General features: G+C 64.9%; 20 protein-coding genes and 1 pseudogene. 9 read left to right on the top strand and 12 right to left on the bottom strand.

Annotation, left to right across the window (positions count from 1 at the left end):
- Positions 1–13 precede the first annotated feature (13 nt).
- Positions 14–835 (bottom strand): 3'(2'),5'-bisphosphate nucleotidase CysQ, encoded by an 822-nt coding sequence (cysQ, locus tag VCJ09_RS01935; protein WP_324732936.1) that lies wholly within the window; start codon positions 833–835, stop codon positions 14–16.
- Positions 832–1,398, bottom strand: coding sequence for an ADP compounds hydrolase NudE (nudE, locus tag VCJ09_RS01930; protein ID WP_324732935.1), 567 nt, complete (start codon positions 1,396–1,398; stop codon positions 832–834). Before nudE ends, cysQ begins: the two co-directional genes overlap by 4 nt.
- Positions 1,399–1,533: 135 nt before the next feature.
- Between nudE and yrfG the strand changes: the two genes are divergently transcribed.
- Positions 1,534–2,196, top strand: a complete 663-nt coding sequence (gene yrfG, locus VCJ09_RS01925) for a GMP/IMP nucleotidase (protein ID WP_079204424.1) — start codon at positions 1,534–1,536, stop codon at positions 2,194–2,196.
- A 44-nt stretch (positions 2,197–2,240) separates the two neighbouring features.
- On the opposite strand, the gene fdhD is transcribed toward yrfG, so the two are convergent.
- The 5 genes from fdhD to VCJ09_RS01900 form a co-directional block, all read right to left on the bottom strand.
- Positions 2,241–3,065, bottom strand: coding sequence for a formate dehydrogenase accessory sulfurtransferase FdhD (fdhD, locus tag VCJ09_RS01920; protein WP_324732934.1), 825 nt, complete (start codon positions 3,063–3,065; stop codon positions 2,241–2,243).
- A 31-nt stretch (positions 3,066–3,096) separates the two neighbouring features.
- Positions 3,097–3,339: a formate dehydrogenase subunit delta gene (locus VCJ09_RS01915; RefSeq protein WP_324732933.1), complete on the bottom strand. Its 243-nt coding sequence runs from the start codon at positions 3,337–3,339 to the stop codon at positions 3,097–3,099.
- Positions 3,340–3,423: 84 nt separating this feature from the next.
- Positions 3,424–6,267, bottom strand: a complete 2,844-nt coding sequence (fdhF, locus tag VCJ09_RS01910) for a formate dehydrogenase subunit alpha (protein ID WP_324732932.1) — start codon at positions 6,265–6,267, stop codon at positions 3,424–3,426.
- Positions 6,268–6,282: 15 nt separating this feature from the next.
- On the bottom strand, positions 6,283–7,863 hold the full coding sequence (locus tag VCJ09_RS01905) for a formate dehydrogenase beta subunit (protein ID WP_324732931.1): 1,581 nt from the start codon (positions 7,861–7,863) through the stop codon (positions 6,283–6,285).
- Positions 7,860–8,354, bottom strand: a complete 495-nt coding sequence (locus VCJ09_RS01900) for a formate dehydrogenase subunit gamma (RefSeq protein WP_238043659.1) — start codon at positions 8,352–8,354, stop codon at positions 7,860–7,862. The genes VCJ09_RS01905 and VCJ09_RS01900 overlap by 4 nt, the downstream gene beginning before the upstream one ends.
- A gap of 185 nt (positions 8,355–8,539) precedes the next feature.
- Between VCJ09_RS01900 and VCJ09_RS01895 the strand changes: the two genes are divergently transcribed.
- The 3 genes from VCJ09_RS01895 (at position 8,540) to VCJ09_RS01885 (ending at position 11,296) form a co-directional block, all read left to right on the top strand.
- Positions 8,540–9,628, top strand: a complete 1,089-nt coding sequence (locus tag VCJ09_RS01895) for a substrate-binding domain-containing protein (RefSeq protein WP_324732930.1) — start codon at positions 8,540–8,542, stop codon at positions 9,626–9,628.
- A 366-nt stretch (positions 9,629–9,994) separates the two neighbouring features.
- Positions 9,995–10,480, top strand: a complete 486-nt coding sequence (locus VCJ09_RS01890; RefSeq protein ID WP_079204415.1) for a hypothetical protein — start codon at positions 9,995–9,997, stop codon at positions 10,478–10,480.
- Positions 10,481–10,852: 372 nt separating this feature from the next.
- Positions 10,853–11,296 carry a glycine zipper domain-containing protein gene (locus tag VCJ09_RS01885; protein WP_324732929.1) on the top strand — a complete coding sequence of 148 codons (444 nt, stop codon included), beginning with the start codon at positions 10,853–10,855 and terminating at the stop codon, positions 11,294–11,296.
- 373 nt (positions 11,297–11,669) lie between these two features.
- Here the strand turns inward: VCJ09_RS01885 and VCJ09_RS01880 are convergent, their stop codons facing one another.
- Entirely contained in the window at positions 11,670–14,507 is a 2,838-nt protein-coding gene (locus VCJ09_RS01880; RefSeq protein WP_324732928.1) for an AMP-binding protein, read from the bottom strand.
- A gap of 202 nt (positions 14,508–14,709) precedes the next feature.
- Here VCJ09_RS01880 and VCJ09_RS01875 point away from each other — a divergent pair, with 202 nt between their 5' ends.
- Positions 14,710–15,999 carry an MFS transporter gene (locus VCJ09_RS01875; protein WP_324732927.1) on the top strand — a complete coding sequence of 430 codons (1,290 nt, stop codon included), beginning with the start codon at positions 14,710–14,712 and terminating at the stop codon, positions 15,997–15,999.
- Between the two features lie 75 nt (positions 16,000–16,074).
- Here the strand turns inward: VCJ09_RS01875 and VCJ09_RS01870 are convergent, their stop codons facing one another.
- Both VCJ09_RS01870 and VCJ09_RS01865 read right to left on the bottom strand, forming a co-directional pair.
- On the bottom strand, positions 16,075–16,509 hold the full coding sequence (locus VCJ09_RS01870) for an acyl-CoA thioesterase (RefSeq protein WP_079204412.1): 435 nt from the start codon (positions 16,507–16,509) through the stop codon (positions 16,075–16,077).
- A gap of 98 nt (positions 16,510–16,607) precedes the next feature.
- Positions 16,608–17,771 (bottom strand): iron-containing alcohol dehydrogenase, encoded by a 1,164-nt coding sequence (locus VCJ09_RS01865; protein ID WP_324732926.1) that lies wholly within the window; start codon positions 17,769–17,771, stop codon positions 16,608–16,610.
- A 223-nt stretch (positions 17,772–17,994) separates the two neighbouring features.
- Between VCJ09_RS01865 and VCJ09_RS01860 the strand changes: the two genes are divergently transcribed.
- The 3 genes and pseudogenes from VCJ09_RS01860 to VCJ09_RS01850 all read left to right on the top strand — a co-directional run.
- Entirely contained in the window at positions 17,995–19,050 is a 1,056-nt protein-coding gene (locus VCJ09_RS01860) for a polyamine ABC transporter substrate-binding protein (RefSeq protein WP_324732925.1), read from the top strand.
- Between the two features lie 48 nt (positions 19,051–19,098).
- On the top strand, positions 19,099–21,546 hold the full coding sequence (locus VCJ09_RS01855; protein ID WP_324732924.1) for an EAL domain-containing protein: 2,448 nt from the start codon (positions 19,099–19,101) through the stop codon (positions 21,544–21,546).
- A 243-nt stretch (positions 21,547–21,789) separates the two neighbouring features.
- Positions 21,790–21,936, top strand: a pseudogene (locus VCJ09_RS01850) (LysR family transcriptional regulator); the annotation flags it as partial.
- Between the two features lie 20 nt (positions 21,937–21,956).
- Here the strand turns inward: VCJ09_RS01850 and VCJ09_RS01845 are convergent.
- Positions 21,957–22,220, bottom strand: coding sequence for a hypothetical protein (locus VCJ09_RS01845; protein ID WP_324732923.1), 264 nt, complete (start codon positions 22,218–22,220; stop codon positions 21,957–21,959).
- Between the two features lie 314 nt (positions 22,221–22,534).
- The gene (locus VCJ09_RS01840) at positions 22,535–24,028 is read right to left on the bottom strand and encodes a flavin-containing monooxygenase (RefSeq protein WP_324732922.1); all 1,494 of its coding nucleotides are present in this window, start codon (positions 24,026–24,028) and stop codon (positions 22,535–22,537) included.
- A gap of 362 nt (positions 24,029–24,390) precedes the next feature.
- On the opposite strand from VCJ09_RS01840, the gene VCJ09_RS01835 reads away from it, so the two are divergent.
- Positions 24,391–25,239, top strand: coding sequence for a hypothetical protein (locus VCJ09_RS01835; RefSeq protein ID WP_324732921.1), 849 nt, complete (start codon positions 24,391–24,393; stop codon positions 25,237–25,239).
- Positions 25,240–25,347 lie beyond the last annotated feature (108 nt).

The raw sequence follows: 25,347 nt of genomic DNA, 5'->3' as shown, positions 1-25,347 counted from the left end.
CAGTAGGCGAGCGTTAGTCCAGCGCGCGGGCCAGCTGGATCAGCTCGGCGCGCCATTCGACGGCCACCGGCAAGGCGAGGAAGGAGGGGTTGAGCAAGGATTCGCGCGCTTCATAGGTCAGCACGTCGCCCTGCAGGGTCAGCACTTCGCCGCCGGCGCCTTCCAGCACGCCCTGGGCGGCTGCGGTGTCCCACTGCGAGGTCGGCGCCAGGCGCGGGTAGCAATCGGCATTGCCTTCGGCCAGTTGGCAGAACTTCAACGAGCTGCCGACGCTGGCCAGTTGCAGGTCGCCAAAGCGTTCGCTCAGGCCCTCCAGCAGACGCTCCTGCGCCGGGCTGGTGTGGCGCCGGCTGGCGACCACGGTAAAGGCTTCATCCGGGTTCAGGCGCACGCTGATCGGCTGCTCTGCACCATCGGCCTCGGCGCGCCAGGCACCCAGGCCGGCGCCGCCGTAGTAACAGCGACCATTGGCCGGAATCCCGACTACGCCGAACACCACCCGGCCCTGCTCGATCAGCGCGACGTTGACGGTGAATTCTTCACTGCCGGAAATGAATTCCTTGGTGCCATCCAGCGGGTCGACCAGCCACCAGCGGCTCCAGCGCGCGCGCTCGTCGAAGGCGATATCGGCGGCCTCCTCGGACAGCACCGCAATGCTCGAATCGAGCGCGACCAGGCCATCGTTGAGGATGTGATGGGCGGCCATGTCGGCGGCGGTCACCGGCGAGGCGTCGGCCTTCTCGGTCACCAGCACACCGGCTCGCCAATGCGGCAGAATCGCCGCGCCGGCCTCGCGGACCAACTGGATTACCGCCGGAATCAGGGGATGGCTCATAGCACGAAGTCTCCACGCTGGGTCAGCAGGTCGCGCGCCAGATAGAGCGCGGCCAGGGCCCGGCCCTCGCTGAATTGCGGATGCTGCACCAGGCTCGAGAGCTCGCGCAGGTTAACCTTGTCGACCCGCATCGACTCCGGTTCGTCGCCGGGCAGGCGTTCCGGGTACAGGTCCGTGGCCAGCACCACCTGGATTTTCTGGCTCATATAGCCGGGCGACAGGCTCAACTCGGTCAGGAGCTCAAGCCGCCGCGCGCCGAAACCGGCTTCCTCCTTGAGTTCACGGTCAGCCGCCGCCAGCACGTCCTCACCCGGTTCGATCAGCCCCTTGGGCAGCGACAACTGGTAGTCGTCGGTGCCGGCGCAGTACTCCTCGACCAGCAGCACATGCTCGGCATCGGCCAGCGCCACTATCATCACCGCACCGTAACCGACACCCTTGCCGACCAGGCGCTCATAGGTCCGTTCCACACCGTTGGCGAAGCGCAACTGCAGCTCCTCGATACGAAACAAGCGACTGCTGGCGACTATCTCTCGGGCGAGTACGGTGGGTTTCTGACGCATGGTGCGGCTCCTGAGAATGGCGGGGCGAGTTATCATACCGCGCCTGTTCCGATTAGCCCCGCCGGAGATTGCGCGATCACGACGTCAGTCGGCAGATTCGCGACACCCTCCGCACTCAGCACACAAGAAGCCACCATGCCGTCATTGCCCTGGAGCGAGATCGATACCGTACTGCTGGACATGGACGGCACCCTGCTCGACCTGCATTTCGATAACCACTTCTGGCTGGAGCACCTGCCGCAGCGCTACGCCGAGCTGCACGGCATCAGCCGGGCGCTGGCCGACGCCGAGTTGCTGCCGTTGTTCCATGCACATGCCGGCCAGCTCAACTGGTACTGCACGGACTTCTGGAGCCGTGAGCTAAACCTGTCGATTCGTGACCTCAAGCGCGAGGTGGCCCACCTGATCGCCCTGCGCCCGGACGCCGACACCTTCCTCGCCGCGGTGCGCGCCGCCGGCAAGCGCGTGGTGCTGATCACCAACGCCCATCGCGACTCGCTGTCGCTGAAGCTGGAACGCATCGAACTGGCGCCCTACTTCGACCGTCTGATCAGCTCCCACGACTACGGCTTCGCCAAGGAAGCTCAGCAGTTCTGGTTCGCCCTGCAGCAGGACCTCGGCTTCGCTGCGGCGCGCAGCCTGTTCATCGACGACAGTCTGCCCGTGCTGCGCAGCGCCCACGCCTATGGCATCGGCCACCTGCTGGCGGTGCGCCAGCCGGACAGCCGCAAAGGCCCAAAGGACACCGAGGAATTCGCCGCAGTCGGTGATTACCGGGAGCTGATCGAGGGGCTGTAACGGTTTCGCGGCAGACCAGCTTCGCGGTCAAGACCGCAGCCACACTAACGCGCCGGGCTGTATACCCGTGGCGCGCTGTGATGCGGCAGGTGGATCAGGTTGAGGCGATGCTCGCGCGCCCAGCGCACGCTGAGGTTGGTCGGTGCCGAGAGGCTGACCAGGGTGGCAAATTCGCCGCGCACCGCCTTGTGAATCAGCTCCAGGCTGCAGCGACTGGTGATCACCACGAAGCCTTGGCGCGCGCTACGACCCTGCTGGCGCAGCGCGCCGATCAGCTTGTCCAGCGCGTTGTGCCGCCCGATGTCCTCGCGGCACAGGTTGATCTCGCCGTCCTGGTCGACGAATAACGCGGCATGCAGGGCACCGCTGTAGCGCGCCAGGCTTTGCGCGCTGGCGATGCGCGTGCGCAAGTCATGCAAGTGTTCGGCGGGCGGCAACGGGCTGGACGGCAGAACTGCGAGTTGCGGCAGCGCCTGCTCCAGCGCCGCCACGCCACACAGGCCACAACCGCTGGTGCCGGCCAACTGGCGACGTTGCTGCTTGAGCGCCCAGAAGGCGCGATTGCTGATCTGCACCTCGGCGTTGAGGGTGTCGCCATTGCGCTGAACGCGCACGTCATAAATTTCTTCGATGCCGCTGACCACCGCACTGCTCAGGCTGAAGCCGATAACGAAGTCTTCGACGGCCGAGGGCGACACCATCATCACCGCATGGCTGATGCCGTTGTAGGCAATCGCCAGGGCACACTCCTCGGCCAGCATGGCGCTGCCGCGCACCGCCGCGTCATCCAGCTCGACATAGGCATAAGCATCCTGCGTCTGGCTGGTGGACGGCTCGCCCGGGACAGGGGTGGCGGCGTTGCGTGACATGCGCGAAGACTCCAAGGGATCAGGCCCCAGCTTAAGCCGGTCGGGCCAGCGGTTCGATCTGCTCACGCAGGCCCTGCATCGCCTCCAGGGCGAAGGCGCTGAGCCCTTCGCCGGCGGTGGCGTCGACGTGTGCATAGAGCGCGATACGCATCTGCGGGTCCCATTGTTTCCTCAGATGCAGGGCGAAGTCCGCACGGGCCTGCTCCGGGTTGGGTTGCGAGGCGAAGAAGGCGCCGATCTGGTTGGCCATCTTGATCAATTGTGTGGCGTTCATACCCATCTGCGAACCTCTGGCAGTCGAGGAGCTGAAAAACAATGGCGCCGAGCGATCACACGGATCGCCCGCCGCCAGCGGCGCTTAGAGCTGGGTCACCTTGATCCGCGGCAGCAGGTCGAGTTGCTCCTTGGTAAAGGCATGGAACTCGTCCTGCCATTGCGAAGGTGTTTCGACCTTGCTGATCTGCACGGCGGTGACCTTGTACTCGGGGCAGTTGGTCGCCCAGTCCGAGTTGTCAGTGGTGATCACGTTGGCGCCGGACTCCGGGTGGTGGAAGGTGGTGTAGACCACCCCCGGCTGCATCCGCTCGGTGACCACCGCGCGCATCACCGTCTCGCCTGCGCGGCTGTTGATCGCCACCCAGTCGCCGTCGTTGATTCCGCGATCCTCGGCATCCACCGGGTGCAACTCGAGGACATCCTCGGAATGCCAGGCACTGTTTTCGGTACGCCTAGTCTGCGCGCCGACGTTGTACTGCGAGAGGATCCGCCCGGTGGTCAGAATCAGCGGACGCTTGCGCGAGGTGCGCTCCTCGGTGGGAATGTACTCGGTGATCATGAAGCGACCCTTGCCGCGCACGAAGGCGTCCTCGTGCATGATCGGCGTGCCTTCCGGCGCGGCGTCGTTGCATGGCCACTGGATGCTGCCCAAACGCTCCAGCTTGGCGTAGCTGACCCCGGTGAAGGTCGGCGTCAGGCTGGCGATTTCATCCATGATCTGCGACGGATGGCTGTAGTTCATCGGGTAGCCGAGGGCATTGGACAGCGCCACCGTCACTTCCCAATCTTCCTTGCCGGCCAGCGCCGGCATCACCTTGCGCACCGGCGAGATGCGCCGCTCGGCGTTGGTGAAGGTGCCGTTCTTCTCAAGGAAGGAGGCGCCGGGCAGGAACACATGGGCAAACTTGGCGGTTTCATTGAGGAACAGGTCCTGCACCACCACGCACTCCATGGCCCGCAGCGCGTCGGTGACGTGCTGGGTATCCGGGTCGGATTGCGCCGGGTCTTCGCCCTGGATGTAGATGCCCTTGAAGGTGCCGGCATGCGCCGCAGCGAGCATGTTGGGAATACGCAGGCCCGGCTCGTCGAGCAGACTGACGCCCCAGGCCTGTTCGAACTGCCCCCGCGCCAGCGGATCGGAGACGTGGCGGTAGCCGGGCAGCTCATGGGGGAAGGAGCCCATGTCGCAGGAGCCCTGCACGTTGTTCTGTCCACGCAGCGGGTTGACGCCGACGCCGGCGCGACCGATGTTGCCGGTGGCCATGGCCAGGTTGGCAATCGCCATCACGGTCGAGGAGCCCTGGCTGTGTTCGGTCACACCCAGGCCGTAGTAGATCGCCGCGTTACCGCCGGTGGCGTACAGCCGCGCGGCGCCGCGTACTACGGCGGCCGGCACGCCGGTCAGTTCTTCCATGGCCTCGGGGCTGTGCCGCGGCTCGGCGACGAAGGTGCGCCACTGCTCGAAGGCTTCGCCCTCGCAGCGCTCGGCGACGAAAGCCTCGTCCACCAGGTTCTCGCTGACGATGACGTGGGCCAGGCTGTTGAGCAGGGCGACGTTGCTGCCGGGACGCAGTTGCAGGTGGTAGTCGGCCTTGACGTGCGGGCCGCGCACCAGATCGATGCCGCGCGGGTCGGCAACGATCAGCTTGGCGCCCTCGCGCAGACGACGCTTGAGCTGCGAGCCGAATACCGGATGACCGTCGGTAGGGTTGGCGCCGATCACCAGCACCACGTCGGCGGCCAGCACCGAGTCGAAGTCCTGGGTCCCGGCGGATTCGCCGAGGGTGACCTTGAGGCCATAACCGGTCGGCGAATGGCAGACCCGCGCACAGGTGTCGACGTTGTTGTTGCCGAAGGCGGCGCGCACCAGCTTCTGTACCAGATAGGCTTCTTCGTTAGTGCAGCGCGAGGAGGTCAGGCCGCCGACCGAGTCGCGGCCGTACTGCGCTTGAATGTCCTTGAAGCGCTTGGCGGTGTAGCTGATCGCCTCGTCCCAGTCGACGGTGCGCCAAGGCTGATCGATGCTCTCGCGGATCATCGGCGCGGCGATGCGGTCCGGGTGGGTGGCGTAACCCCAGGCGAAGCGGCCCTTGACGCAGGAGTGACCGTGGTTGGCGTGGCCGTCCTTGTTCGGCACCATGCGCACCACTTCATTGCCCTTGATCTCGGCCTTGAACGAACAGCCGACCCCGCAATAGGCGCAGGTGGTGGTCACGCTGCGTTCAGCCTGGCCCATCTCGATCACCGATTTTTCCATCAGGGTGGCAGTCGGGCAAGCTTGCACGCAGGCGCCGCAGGACACGCACTCGGAATCGAGGAAGTCTTCGTTCTGCCCGGCGCTGACTTGCGAGTCGAAGCCACGGCCAGTGATGGTCAGGGCAAAGGTGCCCTGTACTTCTTCGCAGGCGCGCACGCAACGGTTGCAGACGATGCACTTGGCCGGATCGAAGCTGAAATAGGGGTTGGATTCGTCCTTGGTCTCGGCCAGGTGGGTCTTCACCGGGTCGTAGCGCACTTCGCGCAGGCCGACCACGCCGGCCATGTCCTGCAGCTCGCAGTTGCCGTTGGCCGAGCAGGTCAGGCAGTCCAGCGGGTGATCGGAGATGTACAGCTCCATGGTGCCACGGCGCAGATCGGCCAATTTCGGGCTCTGCGTGCGCACCTTCATGCCGGTTTCCACCGGGGTGGTGCAGGACGCCGGGAAGCCGCGGCGGCCTTCGATTTCCACCACACACAGGCGGCACGAGCCGAAGGCTTCCAGGCTGTCGCTGGCGCACAACTTGGGCACGGCGATGCCGGCCTCCTGGGCCGCGCGCATCAGCGAGGTGCCGGCCGGCACGGTGATCGCCTGACCGTCGATTTCCACCGTTACCGGGGCGCCGGTACGGGCGGGGGTGCCATAGTCGAGTTCACGAAACAGGGCCATGTCGGTGTCTCCGGTTCAGCGGGCTGCGGCGGTGTCTGGCGACACCCCGAAGTCTTCAGGAAAGTGATTGAGGGCGCTCAGCACCGGATAGGGTGTCATGCCGCCGAGGGCGCACAGCGAACCGCCGAGCATGGTGTCGCACAGGCTCTTGAGCAGTTCGATGCGCCCCGGCTGCGGGCCTTCCGAGCGGGCGACGATGATCTGCTCGAGCAGCTCTTCGCCGCGAGTCGAACCGATCCGGCAGGGCGTGCACTTGCCGCAGGATTCGATGGCGCAGAATTCCATGGCGTAGCGGGCCATCTCGGCCAGGTCGACCGTATCGTCGAACACCACGATGCCGCCGTGACCGAGCACCGCGCCGAGGGCGGCGAAGGCCTCGTAGTCCAGCGGCGTGTCGAACTGCGATTCCGGTAGGTAGGCGCCCAGCGGGCCGCCGACCTGCACCGCGCGGATCGGCCGCCCCGTGGCCGAGCCGCCGCCGTAGTCGTAGAGCAGTTCGCGCAGGGTGACGCCGAAGGCCTTCTCGATCAGGCCGCCACGGGCGATGTTGCCGGTCAGCTGGATCGGCAGGGTACCGAGCGAGCGGCCCATGCCGAAGTCTTTGTAATAGGCCCCACCCTTGTCGAGGATGATCGGCACCGAGGCCAGCGAGATCACGTTGTTGATCACCGTCGGCATGCCGAACAGGCCTTCGATGGCCGGCAACGGCGGCTTGGGTCGTACTTCGCCGCGCTTGCCTTCGAGGCTTTCCAGCAGCGAGGTTTCCTCACCGCAGACATAGGCGCCGGCGCCGCGGCGCAGGTGCAGGTGGAAACGCTGGCCGCTGCCGAGAATGTCGTCGCCCAGGTAGCCCTCAGCATAGGCCGTGGCGATGGCCGCGGTGAGCGCCGCCTCGGCGTGCGGGTATTCCGAGCGCAGGTAGATATAGCCCTCGGTGGCGCCGACGGCCAGGGCGGCGATGGTCATGCCCTCGATCAGCACGAAGGGATCGTCCTCCATCACCATGCGGTCGGAGAAGGTGCCCGAGTCGCCCTCGTCGGCGTTGCACACGATGTACTTCTGTGCGGCCGCGCAGCCGGCCACGGTGCGCCACTTGATCCCAGTAGGAAAAGCCGCGCCGCCACGCCCGCGCAGGCCGGAGTCGAGCACCTCGGCGATAATCGCCTCGGCGCCGATTTCCAGTGCGCGCTTGAGGCCGCGGTAGCCGTCATGCTCGATGTAGTCAGCCAGCGACAGCGGATCGGTGATCCCGGCGCGGGCGAAGGTCAGGCGCTCCTGGCGCTTGAGGTAGTCGATTTCTTCGGTCAGACCGAGTGCCTTCGGGTGCTCGCCTGCGGCGAGGAAGCCGGCATCGAACAGCCCGGCGACATCGCGGGCCTTGACCGGGCCATAGGCTACGCGCCCGGCCGCAGTGGCGACCTCGACCAGTGGCTCCAGCCAGAACAGCCCGCGCGAACCGTTGCGCACCAGGTGCACCTCGAGATTGCGCGCCTTGGCTTCGGCAACGATGGCCCGTGCTACCGCGTCGGCGCCCAGGCTCAGGGCGCTGGCGTCACGCGGGACGTAGACGGTGATGGCTTGGTTCAACTGGCTCATGCGCGCGCCTCCTGTTCTTCCAATAGGTCCAGCAGGTCCTCGGCATCGACCCGACCGTGCAGCTCACCGTTGAGCATGGCGTTCGGCGCACAGGCGCAGTTGCCCAGGCAATACACCGCCTCCAGGGTCAGGCTGCCGTCTTCACGAGTCTCGCCCAGTTGCAAACCGAGTTTTTCCTGCAGCTCATTGGTCAGCGCCTTGGCGCCCATCGACTGGCAGGCCTCGGCCTGACACACCTTAAGGTGCAGGCGACCGGCCGGGCTGGCGCGGAAATCGTGGTAGAAGCTGACCACCCCGTGCACCTCCGCGCGCGACAGGCAGAGGTCTTCGGCGATCATTGGCAGCACCTCGGGCGGTACCGCGCCGAGACGCTCCTGGATGTCGTGAAGAATGGGCAGCAGGGCGCCGGGTTCGTCCCGGTGCGCCGCCAGCACCGCGCGGGTGACGGCCTGGTACTGCGGGAAATCGGCATGCTGGGCAAGCTTGGCCATGTTCGAGGCTCCGGCCGCTGTGCGTGGTGGTGGCCGCCAGCAACCGCCGAAACTATCCGGCGAACGGCTGGGCGACTTCTTTGCCGCACAACATATGAAATTGAGTTCTTATTTGCGGATCATGAAAACCGCGTAAAGCAAGCTAACATGGCGTAACGCAGCATCAAATATGAAGTAGAGGACATATGATCCGCATCGAGATCCAACCGCGCTGGCGCTTTCACCAGACCGATGGCAGCAGCCTCGACCCGCAGGGCCTGAGCCTGCTGCAAAATGTCCACGATACCGGCAAGCTGACCGAGGCCGCGGCCCGCAGCGGCTACTCCTACCGGCACGCGTGGAACCTGCTGGGCAAGTGGGAAGCCTTCTTCGGCAGCCCGCTGATTGCCCTGGAGCGCGGCAAGGGTGCGCACCTCACCAGCCTCGGGGAAAAACTGCTGCGCGCCGACCAACGGATCCGCGCACGCCTGAGCCCGCAACTGGATAACCTCGCCGGCGAACTGGAGATCGAGCTGAATCGCGCGCTGCAGGAAACCCGTCCCGGCCTGCGCATCCATGCCAGCCATGGCTTCGCCGTCGCGGCGCTGCGCGAGTGGCTGGAACTGGATGGCCGCTGGCAGTGGGAGTTGCAGTTTCGCAGCGGGGTCGAGGCGATGCTTTCACTGCACCGCCGCGACTGCGACCTGGCCGGCCTGCATGTACCTGCAGGGCCGCTGGGCAGCCTGAGCATGGCGCGCATCCAGCCCTGGCTGCGTACCGAGCATCGGGTGATCACCTTCGTCGTGCGCACCCAGGGGCTGATCCTCGCCCCCGGCAACCCGCTGGGCATCACTGGCCTGGCCGACCTGCAGCGCAGCGGCCGACGCTTCGTCAACCGCGAACAGGGCTCGGGCACGCGCATGCTCCTGGAAAGCCTGCTGCAACAGGCGGCGATCGATAGCGTCGACATCGACGGCTTCTATAACGAGGAATACACCCACGCGGCCGTGGCCGCCTACGTCGCCAGCGGCATGGCCGATGCCGGTTTCGGCGTGGAGGCGGCGGCGCGCCTTTTCGGCCTGGCCTTCATCCCCATGGCCCGCGAGCACTACTGCCTGCTCTGCCATCAAGACAGCCTGACGCTGCCGGCCATGGGCGCGCTGCTCGAGGTGCTGCAGAACCCCGAGTTCCAGGCGCGCATCGCCGAGTTACCCGGCTACGCCCTGAGCCGTCCCGGCGAGGTACTGCCGCTGGCCCAGGCGCTGGAACAGTGGAGCCGCGAGAGCCTGCTGTGATGCCTGAGCGCCTGCGTTTGGCCGGCCGAGGCGGACGCCAACGCTCTGTAGGCGCCCGCTTGCGGCGGGTCGGCAGCCCGCCGAGCAATGGTCCAAACACGGTATGTCCCACATTCCTGCCGGGTCACAAGCTGGCGCCTACAAAAATCAGCCCCTCCGCCTGCGAAGTGCCATTTAAAGGCCTGAAAAACGCCCTGGCTAGCCCGGGGCAATGATCTATGACCGCCTTATTTAGTAAAAGTTCTCCATTCAAAACAGTTACTTACACAACCTTTACATAAGCACACCGCTCGTCGGCAGACGCTTGCCAGGCCTGGCCGCCAACCCCAGCATCGCCACCGACTTAACCACTGAGAGAACTTCTCCATGAAGTACATTTCAATGTTGCTACTGAGCCTCGGCCTCGCCGCAGGACAGACAATGGCAGGCGATAACATGAGGGCCGGTGTCGGCGGTGCGCTGGGCGGGGTATTGGGCTCGGTGGTCGGCCAGCAGATCGGCGGCAGCACCGGCGCGGCCATCGGCGCCGGCGTCGGTGGCGCCGCGGGCGGCTCGGTCGCCGCACGCCGCGGCAACAAGACCGAAGCAGCCATCGGTGGTGGCCTGGGTGCGGCCGGCGGCAACGTCCTCGGCCAGCAAATGGGCGGCACCACCGGCGGCCTGATCGGCGCGGCGCTCGGCGGCGGTGCCGGCGGCGCCATCGGCAACAACTATGGCGATGCCAGCCGGGATGACGACCGCTACGATCGCCGCGACCGCGGTTATTACCGTGACGACCGCCACCACGGTCATCGCCGCCACCACGGCAAGCGCCACAAGCGTAAGCACCACGGTCACGGCTGGCGCGACTGACAGACAGGACGAGCCGGCAAGCGCTGAAGCCCTCGCAGAGGGCAGACGCGGGGCTTTAACCCATCTATGGGTTGCGGATTGTTCCTGATTTTGTGGTCTGTCAGTAGGGCGGTTCGGGCGGCGTTCCGTTCGCAGCGCAGCGACAACCCGCCAGGATTTGCGCCGCGCCGGTGGACCATCGGTGCACTGCCTGCGCCGAGTGACACCCGACGGAACGGCGCACGCTACGCGCTTTAGCGGGTGATGTTGGAACCTTCGTTTGAGCGGCAGGGAACCAAAGCCCGCCATGCGCCTCTACATCTGTGCGATGTAGCGAAAAGCCATCAGTTGCAATGCAGTATGCTCGCCCCCTTATTCAGCAGGACTCAAACCATGCGCAAAACCCTCGTAGCGTTCGCTCTCAGCAGCCTTATCGCCGCACCATATGCCTTGGCTGGCGACTCCGGAAAAGTCGCCATCGGCAGCGGTGTTGGCGGTGTCCTGGGCAACGTCATCGGCCAGCAGGTCGGCGGTAGCACCGGCGCGGCGATTGGTGCCGGGGTCGGTGGCGCAGCCGGCGGAGTAATTACCGCCCGCGACGGCAACAAGACCGGCGCTGCCCTCGGTGGTGGCCTCGGCGCGGCGGGCGGTTCGGTGCTCGGCGGCCAAGTCGGCGGCAGCACCGGTTCGACCATAGGCGCAGGCCTGGGTGGCGCAGCCGGCGGCGCGCTCGGCAATGAAATGAGCAACGACAACCGCTATGACAATCGCTATGAAGGCGGCGGCCACTCCCATGGCCACAAGCACAAGAAGCACAAGAAACATCGCCACCATTGAGTAATGGTGCGCCATGCGCACCTGCCGGCCAGCGCCATGGCCCACGACACCAGCCGCTCACTTAGCCAAGTGAGCGGCTTTTTTCTAGGCTCCATCCAGGTGAAATTCGCGGATAAAGGTTAGGCGCGCCCTCTCCGCGCCTACCGGGGTCGATACCCATGCGACACCTGACCGGGACGCCGAATTGTTGCTGGCCCGGATGCAATCCGGGAGGATCTGCCGCCGACCAACCCTTCCCGGATTTCGCTGGGACTCTTGGGCTAGGGTCGCTGATTGCAGCGATTACACGCCGGCTCTTGTCGGATGCGATTGAGCCTGGCGCTACCCATCGACGAGCAACCAACCACCGTTTTCCAGGTTCGCCAGCGCCCCCTCAGCCCGCCAACAGCAGCCGATCCGGCTCGTCCAGGCGTTGCAGCAACTCGGCCCGCGCCTGGTCGCGCAACTTGATTGCATCCAGCCAATCGTGTCCCTGCGCCAGCAGTTGGGCGCAGATGTGCAGGTGGATTTGGCCACGATGGGCAAACCACTGACCGTCACGCAGCACCATGCGCGAACCCGCGATGGCCACCGGCACCAGCGCCACGTCGGCACGCGCGGCGAGGACGAAGGCGCCCATGCGAAATGGCAGCAACCCCGGTTCGCGGCTCAGCGTGCCTTCGGGAAACAACACCAGTGACTGCCCGGCCTGCAATGCCGCCGCCAGGCGCTCGGCATCGGCGGCACTGCGCTGCAGGTCGAAGCGCTCGACGAAGCAGGTGCCGATCTTGCGCAGGAAGTGCCCGGCGATACGCTGTCCGGCCAACTCGCGTTTGGCGACGAAGCTGAACTCGGGCGGCAGAGCCGCGCAGAGCAGCAAACCGTCCAGGTAGCTGGCATGGTTGGCGACCAGCACGCGCACGTCCTGCCGGCGCAGCCTGTCCAGGCCCTCTATCTGCAAGGAGATGCCCGCCAGACGCAGGAACAGGCGGGCCGCGGCCCCGGTCAAGCGGCGCCGCCAAATCAGGCGCGGCAGCAGTGCCACGGCCGTCCAGGTCAGGCTGCCGAGCAGCCCGAGCAAGGCCCAGAAATACCCGGCATAGAGTGCGGCCCGAACACTGCGCCAGACGCGGCCGAGTTGCGCCCGCGCCGCCGACTGCAGCAGGCGCAGCAGTTGCCGCCACACCGGCCGCCCCGGCCGACCCACCTCACCTCGCTCGTACAGCTCGCGACTGGCGGCGCGACGGATCTTGCCACTGGAGGTTTTCAGCACGCTGTGCGGCGGCGCCAGGACGATATCGTCCGGCGGCACCCCGGTCAGGTCGATGGCCACCCGGGCAATCTGTTGTTGCAGGCGTTGCCGCACGCGGGGGTCCTTTTCGCTGGTCTCCGCCAGCACCACCAGGCGCTCACTGGCGCTGGCCGGATCACTACTGCCGAACACCGCGACGCAGCCTTTGCGCAGGCCCGGCAGGCTGCCGACCGCGGTCTCCACGTCGTAGGGATAGATGTTGCGCCCGCCGCGAATGATCAGGTCCTTGGCCCGCCCACTGAGGTAGACCTCGCCGGCGGCCATGTACGCCAGATCGAGCGAGTCGAGCCATTCGCCATGGCGCACCCGCTGGCTCTCCAGCGGGTTATGAAAATAGCCACTGCTGGTCGACGGCCCCTTGAATTGCAGATGGCCCTCGCTACGTTCGGGCAGCTCGATGTCGTGATCATCGACGATGCGCACCTGATGCCCCGGCAGCGGCCGACCGCAACTGACGAAACGCAGCCCATCGGTACTGCCCGGCTCGGCGCGCAGGGCCTGGCCCCGGGCCTGGAACGACTCGCGCTGAACCCAGTCGAGCAGCGGCGCGCGGCCGATCGGCGGGAAGACTACGCCCAGGGTCGCCTCGGCCAGGCCGTAGACCGGGGCCAGCGCACTTGGCTGCAGCCCATAGCGGCCGAAGCGCTCGGCGAAGCGTTGCAGGGTGTCCGGGCTGACCGGCTCGGCGCCGTTGCAGGCCAGGCGCCAACTGCTCAGATCGAGGCCCTGGATCTCGCTGTCGGCGAGCTTGCCCAGGCACAGCTCGTAGGCGAAGTTCGGTGCCGCCGACAGCGTCCCGCGGTAGCGCTGGATGGTCTCCAGCCAGCGCGCCGGCCGGGCGAGAAAGGCCAACGGCGACATCAGCACCAGGACGAAACCGTAATACAGGCTGCCGAGCCAGGCGCCGATCAGGCCCATGTCGTGGTACATCGGCAGCCAGCTGACGAACACATCGTCGGCGCTGACGCGCAGCGCCGTACCCATCGCCCGCAAGTTGGCCAACACATTGGCATGGCTGACCATCACTCCCTTGGGTTGGCCAGTACTGCCCGAGGTGTACTGCAGGAAGGCCAGGTCCTGGGCTTGCCGCTGGGTCGCCAGGAAGCTGCCGGGCTCGGCGCACAACTCGGCCACCGTGGCGATCTCGCGCAGGCTCGGGATTTGCGGCTTGAGCAAGCGGGCGAGCAGCTTGGCTTCGCTGACGGTGAGCAGCATCGTCGCCTCGGCGTTAGCCAGAATGCCGGCCTGGCGGCGCAGGTGCTCCTCGATCTGCGACAAGCGCATGGGCGGATAGATCGGCACCGGCACGCCGCCAGCGAGAAGGATGCCGAAGAAGCCGAAGAGGAAATCCAGGCCGGTCGGCAGCATCAGCGCCACCCGCTGCCCGGCCTGCAGGCCGCGTTGCTGCAACCCGCTGGCAACCGCCCTGGCCCCCTGCTGCAAGGCCAGGTAGCTGATGTCTTCGGGCACATCGCTTTCGCCTAGCAAGCGCACATGAATGCGCTGCGGATGACGCTGCACATGCCAGTCGAGCACCTCGACCAGGGTCTGCGCGGCGTCCGGCGTGAGCCGCTCCTGCGGGCCGACGGGCAAGCGCTCGACGCTGCCGCGCGGCCTCGCCGCGACTGTCGGCCCGCAGGCCAGCAGCGCCTCGAGCACATCGCCCGGAGTCTCCGCCGAGGCGAACAGCGCCTGGGGCAGACGCACGCCGAACTCGCGCTCGACCCGTGACCACAGCTCGACCCGAGCCAGGCTGTCCAGCCCCAGATCGCTGTCGAGTACGCTGTGCAAGCTGACGGACGAATCCTGCGCCGCATAGGGGCGCAATTCGGCAACCGTCTGGCGAACGATCCGTAGCAGGCGCTGCGCCGCAGCCGTTGCAGTGGGATGGGCGCTTGTTGCATGAGGCAGACGACTCATCGGCGACCCTCAGCGGGCGGGGCAGTCTCGACGACCACCCTCGCTGAAAAACAATAAGCCTTTGCCGCCACTGGCGATAATAACCTCTAGCCCATAGCAGACCGGCGGTTATAGCCCGGTCGTCTCTAGCCGAGCGGACTGCTAGGCTTGCGTGAGCATCATTGCGCGCCGCCAACCGGCGCGCGCCAACGGAGTGCTCGCCATGCCCCCCAGCCTCGCCCCCGGAGTCACGCGCCGCGAAGCCTGGGCCTGGGCGATGTACGACTTCGCCAACTCCGGCTACACCACGGTCGTGATCACCGCGGTATTCAACGCCTACTTCGTCGCGGTGGTGGCCGGCGGCGCGACCTGGGGCACCCTGGCCTGGACCAGTTCGATCGCCCTGTCCTATGCCCTGATCATCGTCAGCGCACCAGTGCTCGGCGCCTATGCCGATGCCTATGCCTGCAAGAAGCGCCTGCTGCTGCTCTGCACCCTCGGCTGCGTGCTGTTCACCGCCGGTTTGGCATTGGCCGGACCGGGCGCGCTGGTCATCGCCATCGTTTTCATCGTGCTGTCCAACTTCTGCTTCGGCAGCGGCGAAAACCTGATCGCCGCGTTCCTCCCGGAAATCGCCCGCGAGGATGCCATCGGCCGGGTCTCCGGCTGGGGCTGGGGCTTCGGTTATATCGGCGGCCTGCTCAGCCTCGGCGCCAGCCTGGCCTATGTCAGCTGGGCGCAGGCCCAAGGCCACACGGCGGCGCAGTTCGTGCCGGTGTGCATGTTGCTCACCGCGATCCTGTTCGCCCTGGCCAGCCTGCCGACCTTTCTGTTCCTGCGCGATCGCAGTCAGCCGCAGCTGCAACCTAACGCCCGCCACGGCGTGCGGGTGGCGTTCGCCCGCTTCGCCCGGACGGTCCGCGAGGCCAGGCGTTATCGCGACCTGCTGCGCTTTCTCGCCTGCACCCTGTGCTACCAGGCCGGGATCGCCGCGGTGGTCACCCTGGCCGCCATCTACGCCGACCAGGCCATGGGCTTCACCACCCAGGACACCCTCAAGCTGATCCTGCTGGTGAATGTCACCGCCTCGATTGGCGCCGTGTTGTTCGGCTATGTGCAGGATCGCCTCGGGCATATCGTCACCCTGGCCCTGACTCTGCTCGGCTGGCTGCTGATGATCGGTCTGACCTGGGCCGCCGAGGGGCCGCCGCTGTTCTGGCTGGCAGCCAACATCGCCGGGCTGTGCATGGGCGCCAGCCAGTCGGCCGGGCGCGCCATCGTCGGTCTGCTCGCGCCGCTGGCGCGGCGGGCGGAGTTCTATGGCCTGTGGGGCCAGGCGGTAAAGCTGTCGTCGATCATCGGCCCGATGACCTACGGCCTGACCAGCTGGCTGACCGATGGTGACCACCGCCTGGCGATACTGCTCACCGGCAGCTACTTCGTGCTTGGCCTGCTGATCCTCGCCAGCGTCGACCTCAAGCGCGGCCGCCGCGCGGCGCTGGCCGATCGGTAAGGCTCGCCGCCGCTTGGCGGTTGTAAGTCAACGCTGAAGAGGGCCACGGGCAGCGATCCGCCCTACTGGCCGCCCTTACTCGACCAGCAAGACCGCCAGCGCCATGCGCAAGCGCTCGGGAATCGGCAGCGGCCGGTTACTCTGCCGGTCAACGAACACATGGACGAAACGCCCGGCGGCGCAGGCCTGTTCCTCGTCCTGCTTGAACACCGCCAGCTCGTACTGCACCGAGCTGTTGCCCAGCTTGCCGACCCGCAGGCCGATCTCGATACGCTCGGGAAAGGCGATGGAGGCGAAGTAGTCACAGCTGGAGCTGACGACGAAACCGACCACCTCGCCGGTGTGGATATCCAGGCCACCAACCTCGATCAGGTAGCTGTTCACCGCGCTGTCGAAGTAGCTGTAGTAGGTGACGTTATTCACATGGCCGTAGATGTCGTTGTCGTGCCAGCGCGTGCTGATCGGCTGCAAGTGCCGGTAGTCACTGCGCAGGTGTTGGGGTGGGTTCATGGGTTGTCCTTGGATGGCAGTGGTGCGCGCGGCGCGCCTTACGACGGTATCAGGCGCCGGCCCGGATAGGTGCGCCGTGCGCACCGCCCAGGCTCGCCTCAATAGGCCGACTGGTAGATCGCCAAGGCGTGCGCCTCGGTCATCTCGCGCGGGTTATTGAGCAGCAGGCGTTGTTGCAGCATGGCATCGGCCGCCAGTTGCGCGAGCATCTCTTGCGGCACACCGGCGTCACGCAGACGCGTGGGCAGGCCACTGCGTTCGCTGCAATCGGCCAGTTCGAGGATGAATTGCTCGGTCTGCTGCATGGCACTGCCGGGGCGCAACTTGGCGCCCAGTACCAACGGTGCCAGCTCGGCATACAGCGGCGCGGCCACCGCGGCGTTGAAACCGAGTACGTGCGGCAGCACCAGCGCGTTGCTCAGGCCGTGAGGAATATGAAAGTGCCCTCCGAGCGGATAGGCCAGCGCATGCACCGCCGCCACCGGCGCGTTGGCGAACGCCTGACCGGCCAGGCAGGCGCCGAGCAGCATGGCCTGGCGCGCCTCGCGATTAGCGCCGTTGTGCACCGCCTCGTCGAGGTTGGCGGCGAGCAGACGCAGTGCCTCGCGCGCCAGCAGGTCGGACAGCGGGTTCTTCTTCTGCACGCTGGTGTAGGCCTCGATGGCATGCACCATGGCGTCGATGCCGGTGGCGGCGGTCACCGCCGGCGGCAGGCCGAGGGTCAGGTCGGCGTCCAGTAGCGCCAGGTCCGGCAGCAACAGCGGCGAGACCACGCCCAGCTTGGTCGTGGCGCCGGTGGTGACGATCGCCACCGGGGTCACTTCCGAGCCGGTGCCGGCGGTGGTCGGCACCTGGATCAACGGCAGGCGCCGGCCCTTGGCATTGCCGACGCCGTAGATGTCGGCCAGCTCCTGGCTGCAATCGGGGTGGGCGAGCAGCGCGACCAGCTTGGCCACGTCCATCGAACTGCCGCCGCCGAAGCCGACGATCAGCTCGGCCTTGAGCGCCCTGGCCTGCGCCACCGCGCTCTGCACTATGGCCTCCGGCGGATCGGCAACCACCTGATCGAACACCTGGGCAGTCAGCCCTTCCAGGAGAAAACCGGGCAACACCTCGGCGAGCAGACCGAGCTGGGTAATCCCCGGGTCGGTGACGATAAACACCGACCGGGCACCGCGCTCGACGCACAAGGCCGCCAACCGGCGGGCGGAACCGCTTTCACAGATGATCTGCGCGGTGGTAGCAAAGCTGAACGGATGCATGCTTGATCCTCTTGAGGTTGGCCGCGCCAAAGCAGCGACACTGCAGCTTACCCTGGCCGCAGGGTCTTTCCTCTACGGCTGGATCGACAGCGGCTGCCCGCAGTCATTGCCAGCGCCACTCTAACCCTTGACCCCTGCGCCAGCTAATTGCCAGTATTCAGTACGCACGTCCAAGAGCCGACTAGCATTCTGTGTGGCCGCTTAATTCATAGGGATACTGTTAATGCCCAAATCACTTCTTCGTCTGCTATCGCTGGCTTCAGCCTTCCTACTCTTACACTTGCCCCTGGCCAGCCTGGCTGCTGAACGCCAATTGGTGATCCTCAACTGGTCGGATTATATGGACCCGGCGCTGATCAAAAAATTCGAGCAGCACTATGACGCCCAGGTCATCCAGAGCTACTACAGCTCTGACGACAACCGCGCCGAGAAGCTGATGGAGAACAACGCCAGTGGTTATGACCTCATCCTGGTGGCCGGCTTCGACCTGCAGCTGTACGCCAAACGACGGTGGATTGCCCCGCTGGATTACACCCGGTTACCCAACATCCAGCATACTGCGCCTGCGTTGAAGGGGGTCTTTGAGGCTGCCGATGTATACGGCGCCCCCTATACCTGGGGCACGGTCGGCATCGCCTACCGCAGTGACCTGGTGCAAACGCCTATCACCAGTTGGTTGCAGCTGTTCAGGCCGGCCCCCGAACTGCAGGGCAAAGTAGCCATGATCGAAGACGCCAGGGAATTAATTGGCATGGGCCTCAAAGCCTTGAACTACTCCGCCAACAGCTCCGACCCCGATCAACTTCGAGCGGCGGAGACCCTGCTGTTGGAGCAGAAGCCCTTCGTCCGCACCTACGACTACATCGCCCTCGATGAGACCTCCCCGCTCCTCAATGGCGACATCGTCGCAGCCCTGCTGTACAGCGGGGATGCCCTCATGCTGAAAGAATTCAACGAAAACCTGCGCTATGTCGTTCCGCAAGAGGGCAGCGCTATCTGGATCGACTATTTCGCGCTAGCCCAGCAGGCGCCAGATCCGGATCTGGCTTATGCCTTTCTCAACTTCATCAACGAACCAAGCAATGCCGCCCAGCAGGCGCAGTTCATCCATTACGCGACGCCCAACCTTGCAGCCGAAGCACTGTTGCCCCCAGAGTTTTTGCGTGACCCGATCATCTATCCTGATCAGGCAAGCCTGAAATCCTCCGAGTTCTACACCCCCCAGCCGGCTAAAGCCCAGCGCTTACGCAACGCGATCAATGCTAGGGTGTTACGTTAGGGTTTCGGCAACCATGGCTGCGCTGGCCTACCGTATCGAGGGGCTGACATGAAGTTGCGCACCCACTTGCCATTGCTGGTCATCCCGCTGATTGCCGGCCCACTACTGCTGGCAGGACTTCTGGCCTTTATCGCGCTCCAGCAAAGCGCCGAACAGAAAAGCACTGATCAAATCAGTGCACTGGTGGCACGCCTGGATGACCAGCTGCAACTACTCAGCATGGTAGCCACAGCCAATATCGATATTTTCTCGGATGATCCCCTGGTCAAAAGCTACCTACTGACCGGTGATGCAGAAGAGCGCTACGCCTTGTTACAGCGCCCTTTGCTGCAGAAGCTCGCCAGCATTCAACGGGTTTATCCCGACTATTATGAGATTCGGATTCTGCAACCCGATGGCTTTGAAGACCTGCGCCTGCAAAACCGGGATCAGCCCAACCTGACTGAAGAGGAGGCGGACAGCCCCGGGTTTCTGGCCATGCGTCACGCCGACCAGGACACCTTGGTGCGCATCGGCATCAACCCGGATAACCAGGAGTTGGCGCTGTACGTCTCTCGGCGCATCAGCTTGATCAACCCGGCATTCGAGTCCTTCAGTAGCCCACCCACGCTGCGCGGCTACCTGAGCCTGACCATCAACCTGCAATCGTTGCTGGACAATCTGAGCCCCTCCCCCTGGCCCCAGGGCAGCATTCTCCTGACTGACGCCAAGGGCACTTTGCTTGCCGCCTCCCAGGAGAGCGATGCCGCGCGTTTGCTCGGCGACTACGACCTGGCGCAAGGCATCACGGCGCTGCAGAGCAAAAGCCAGATCGAGCTGAATGGCCAGTCGTACCAGCACCATGCCAAGTGCCTGCTGGAAGGCTTATGGCTGCACCTATTGATTCCCGAAGCGGACTTGTTCAAAGAGTCGCGCAATGTTGGCCTGCTGGTGCTGTTGATCTGCCTGGCCGCCATTAGCATTTCGGTACCGCTGCTCCTGGTGTTGATCCGCAATCGCTTCCTGAAACCGGTCGAGCGCCTCAATCAGGCGCTGGCGGCCATGGGCAAGCAGTCACAATTGATCCAGGTGCCCGTGCAGAACGAGGATGAGCTCGGCGAGCTGAGTCGCTCCTTTAACCGAATGAGCCTTGACCTGCATCAGTCCAGCGAGCAAATCCATAACCTGGCCTTCAGGGACAGTCTCACCGGGCTGCCCAATCGGCTGATGTTCATCAAAACCCTGCGCCGTGAAATCGAATCCGCCCGCCAGCGCCAGGGGCGTTTCGCCTTGCTGTTTCTCGACCTGGACAACTTCAAACACGTTAACGACACCCTGGGCCACCCTGCCGGAGACCAGCTGCTGATCAAGGTGACTGAGATATTCCAGTCCAACCTGCGCGGTTATGACTACCTGAGTCGCCCCGTCGATATCGATGTCGACCGGGATATGGCGCGCCTGGGCGGCGATGAATTTACCCTGCTGCTCAACCATCCAGAAGCCGAACACCTGGCCGGCCCCGTAGCCGCACGGGTGATCAAGGCGCTGGCTGAACCTATCGACATCAATGGCACGGCTTGTTACGTGGGCTGCAGCATCGGCATTGCCATCTATCCCGATGACGGTAGAACGATGGAGGACCTCGTCAAACATGCCGACCTGGCGATGTATCAGGCGAAAGCGACAGGCAGGAACACCTATCAGTTTTTCTCCAGCGCCATTGCTGCGCACTCCCAACACCGCGTGCTTCTGGACCAACGCTTACACACCGCCGTCGAAACGCTGAACTTCCAGCTTTACTATCAACCGATTATCGATAGCCGAACCATGCGAGTGGTGTCTGTTGAGGCGTTAATCCGCTGGAACGATCCCGAGCTAGGCCAGGTTCCTCCGGATCAGTTCATTCCTCTGGCCGAAGAAAACGGTCTTATTTTGCCCATTGGCGCCTGGGTAATCGAGGAGGCGGCCCGCCAGCTGGCGGCATGGAAGAAGGCGGGTCTTGCCCCTCTGCGGGTTGCCATCAACGTTTCCAGCCTGCAACTGGGCCAACCGGGCTTCGCTCAACAGATCACCCGGGTCTTGAACAAGCACCAGCTTTGCGCCGATGACCTTTATGTGGAGTTGACCGAAACCGCCGTACTACAAGGGCGCGAACAGGTACTGGAGAACCTCTACGCGTTGCGTGCACTCGGCATACAGATTGCGCTCGACGACTTCGGCACCGGCTACTCCTCGCTTAGTTATCTGCAGACGCTGCCTATCGATATCCTGAAAATCGACCGTAGCTTCATTCTCGACCGGCAAGAAAACAGCAACGGCGTGATTCTCTCGGCCATCATCACCATGGCTCACTCGCTGGGAATGAAAGTGGTCGCCGAGGGGGTCGAGGATCACGACCATCTGGCCTTCCTGGTTGCCAAGGGCTGCGACCTGTTACAAGGCTATCTGTTCAGTACACCCCGCCCCGCGGGCGAGATTGAACGACTCATCAACGTACCGCTGCCCGAAGCCATATAGCCAACAGTTCGATCTACCGCCCACACCCCGCCGCACCTACCACTACTGACTTAGCGCGGCAGCCCGAAGGTACACGGAGGCGGATTTCCGGATTGCATCCGGGCAATCGACTGGTTTGCGACCGCCGTCATAGGGCTGCTTGCTCAACGCGCAGCGCGGAGCCATTGCAGATACTCGGGGCTCTTGGCTATCGATTATGGTCCTGGTCCGCGATGAATTTGAGCGAAACCCTGCAACTGGCGCTACGCCGCGCTCTTGCCGCTGCAACGGTTCGATCTGCCCTTTCACCTCAGGCCCTTCCACCTGGAAGCCGTCAGCCTGGCGCAGCGCCAACGCGACGCGGCGTTGCAGTGGTTGAACGAACAGATAATTGCCATCGGCCAGGGCTGATGCCTGGCAGACCCTTGCCATCAACCAGTAACCGCTGCCAGCTCCAGCTCGAACCAGTCGGCATTTTCCAGCGATGCCTGCTGCGGGTTGCGGGCCGCGGCAAGCCGCTCAGTCTCGGCATGGTTCCAGAGCGGGCCTTCGCTGATCAGCATCCCGTGCATGACCAGGCAGGTCCTGCCCCGGCACTGCAACTTCAGCGGGTTGCGCTCAGCGATGACCCAGCCCTCGCGCAGCAGTTGATCGATATGCGCGCGCAGCGCAGGGAGGTAGCGTTGTTCTTGCATGGACGAGTCCTTTCATGCCTACAGACGACGGCTTTGGCACCGGCCCGAGGACCGCTGTACTCACCCGTGAAATACGCCGCGAATAATAGTGGCCTTGTGCCCGTCAGAAAAGCGCTATTGGCCCTGGCGCTGTAGCCGATAGTCCCCATTCCGCCATGGCGTTTGGCTTACACAAGGCTATGCCGCAGTTATGGACTGCATCGCCGCGAGGCGCGCCGCCAACAAGAGCGCGATGCTCTCGTAGCCCGAATAAGCACCAGCGCAATCCGGGGCGATCCCAGGGAGATGACAGCAGGTTCGAGCCAATGATCTCGTCAAACGACAGAGCCTAGCGCCTCGGCATCATCGCTGGGTTGCGCCGAGCTGAACTCCAAGCAGCCGTCCTCCAGCTTGCCGTAGCGCAGCAGCGCCAGGTCGAGCAGGTAATTCTGGTAGAGCTTCCAGGGCACTCGATCACCCTGCTTGGGAATCCGGTCGGCGGCGCGCTGGATGTAGCCGGAGGTCAGATCGAGAAACGGCGCTTCCGCGACCTGACGCGCCGGGTCGCGCGGGGTGCACTGGCGCATGCCGGTGGCGTCCATATGCTTGATCAGGCGGCAGAAGTACTCGCTGGACAGATCCGCCTTGAGCGTCCAGCTGGCGTTGGTGTAACCGAGTACCACCGCGGCATTGGGCAGATCGCGCAGCATGATGCCGCGATAGCCCATGCTCTTGGCCGCGTCGAACGGCTGGCCGTCCACCGCCACCGCGATACCGCCGAACAGCTGCAGGTCCAGGCCGGTGGCGCTGACGATCACGTCGGCCGGCAGCTCCTGGCCGGTTTTCAGGTGGATGCCGGTTTCGCTAAAGCTGTCGATCTGCTCGGTCACCAGCGACGCCTTGCCCGCGCGCAGCGCCTTGAACAGGTCGCCGTCTGGCACCACGCACAGGCGCTGATCCCACGGCTGGTAGCCCGGGCTGAAGTGGCGCATGTCGAACTCCGCGCCCAGTTGGCGGCGGGCCTGGCCCAGCAGCAGCTTGCGCACCAGCGTCGGCAAGCCCCTGGCCAGCGTGTAGAAACCCAACTGCATGACCACGTTGCGCGAGCGCACCAGCCGGTAGACCAGGGCCGGCGGCAGCCAACGGCGCAGCAGGCTGGCCAGCCCATCGCGCTGCGGCAGGCTGACCACATAGCTCGGCGAGCGCTGCAGCATGGTCACGTGCCGGGCCTTGTCGGTCAGCGCCGGCACCAAGGTAATGGCGGTGGCACCGCTGCCGATCACCACCACGTTCTTGCCGCTGTAGTCGAAGTCCTGCGGCCACTGTTGCGGGTGGATGAACGCGCCGCGGAACAGCTCGCGGCCCTTGTACGGTGGGGTATAGCCGGCTTCGTAGCGGTAGTAGCCGGTGCACATCAGCAACTGATTGCAGCTCAGCAGGCTCGGTTCGGCCGCCTCGCCGCACTGCACCTGCAAGGTCCAGCGCGCCGTCTCACTGCACCAGTCGGCCTTGAGCACCTTATGTTGGTAGCGGATCTTGGCGTCGATGCCGTTCTCCCGCGCGGTCTCCTCGATATAGCGACGGATCGACGGGCCATCGGCAATCGCCTGCGGGTCGGTCCAGGGCTTGAAGTTGTAGCCGAGGGTGTACATGTCCGAGTCGGAACGAATGCCCGGGTAGCGAAACAGATCCCAGGTGCCGCCAAGGGCATGCCGGCCTTCGAGGATCGCGAAGCGCTTGTGCGGGCACTGCTGCATCAGGTGATACGCCGCGCCGATGCCGGACAGGCCGGCACCAATGATCAGTACGTCCAGGTGTTCCACAGACATGGGCTGCCTCGCTGTTGTGATGCCTGGCCCGGTCGACGACCTCGGCCAGGTGGGTTCGCCAGATACAGGGTAGACGCTGGCAGCGCCAGCCAGCCGTTACCCTGCCCAATAGCCTTATGTCTCAGGACGGCGTAACAGGCGCAGCAAGCATGCCGCCACCCATTCCCCAGCCAGTCCGGCCCTGCCCGCACCTTGACCACGAAAGCACCGCCCCAGACACCTACTGTCGTGCAACCAAGGTCCAAGATCGGCGCTCGCCGAATGCTGGCAAACTGCCGCTAGCGGGTTTACCCTCCTGCACAGTTACGAGCCGGCTGAACCCACATCAGCCCAGGCTCGCCATGGACAGGTGAAGGGATGCCATGAAACACCAGGATTGGCAACGCGACAGTCGCGACGAGCGCCTCAATGCCGACAGCGACGACGCCTCGCTCAGCGTGCAAGCCTGGCTGCATGAGCGCCAACGCACGCGCGCCAGTCCCCTGCGGCGCTTGGCCAAGGTGTGCGGCCTACTCGCGGCATTCGCCTTCAGCCTCTACCTGCTGGCCGAGCACAGCGGCCTTGGCAACCTGCTCAAGGCCAAGACCCACGGCCTGCTCAACCCCGCCGCGCCGGCCAGCGTCCGGCAAACCCTCGATCTGGACACGCCGACGCACCGGCAAATAGCCGACCCTTATCGCATTCCCCAGCACCTCGACCCGATCCAGCCCAACACCCTGAGCAGCGCCCCGCCCCCCGAGCCACAACCGCTGGCCGACTGCATCAAATCCGCCAACCTCATCGACGAAAACGTCGTCGCCTGCCGCTACGGCGCCCTGCCCCGCGACCACCGCCCGGCCCCGAACAGCGGCATGGTGTCGGCGCAATACCTCGCCCAATACCAGACCGAGCAAGCCAACCGCAGCCGCGCGCCGGCCCGGCGCAGCGCCGGTCGCGAGGTGGATGTGAAGCGGATCAAGGCTTGGAACGGCGGCGGTTCCTACCTCGCCGAATGGCACGCCCTGGATAACCGCATCGACAGCAGCAGCGTGTGCCGCAACCACCGCCGGGGCTCGATCGACTACCGCGAATGCCGCAAGGCGGCCAAGGTGCATTTTCGCGAGCAATGCCGAGGCTGGGAAAAGCGCTGGGAGCGGGATCGTCAAGAGTTGAGCAAGCGGATGGAGCAGCGGTATTGCAGTGCGGCGAATGGGTTTAGTCCGATGGGGTGAGGTTGTTTTATTGGCGGCTAACGGCTGTGGATTCAACCGGTCAATGCAACACACTAGCCTGACTTACTCGCCAATAGTTACGCGCAACAACGACCATCGATGATTGGT

The organism is Pseudomonas paeninsulae, from assembly GCF_035621475.1.
Taxonomy (GTDB): Bacteria; Pseudomonadota; Gammaproteobacteria; order Pseudomonadales; family Pseudomonadaceae; genus Aquipseudomonas; species Aquipseudomonas paeninsulae.
The sequence above is the reverse complement of the archived record's forward strand: the minus strand, read 5'-3'. Positions and strand labels throughout refer to the sequence as shown.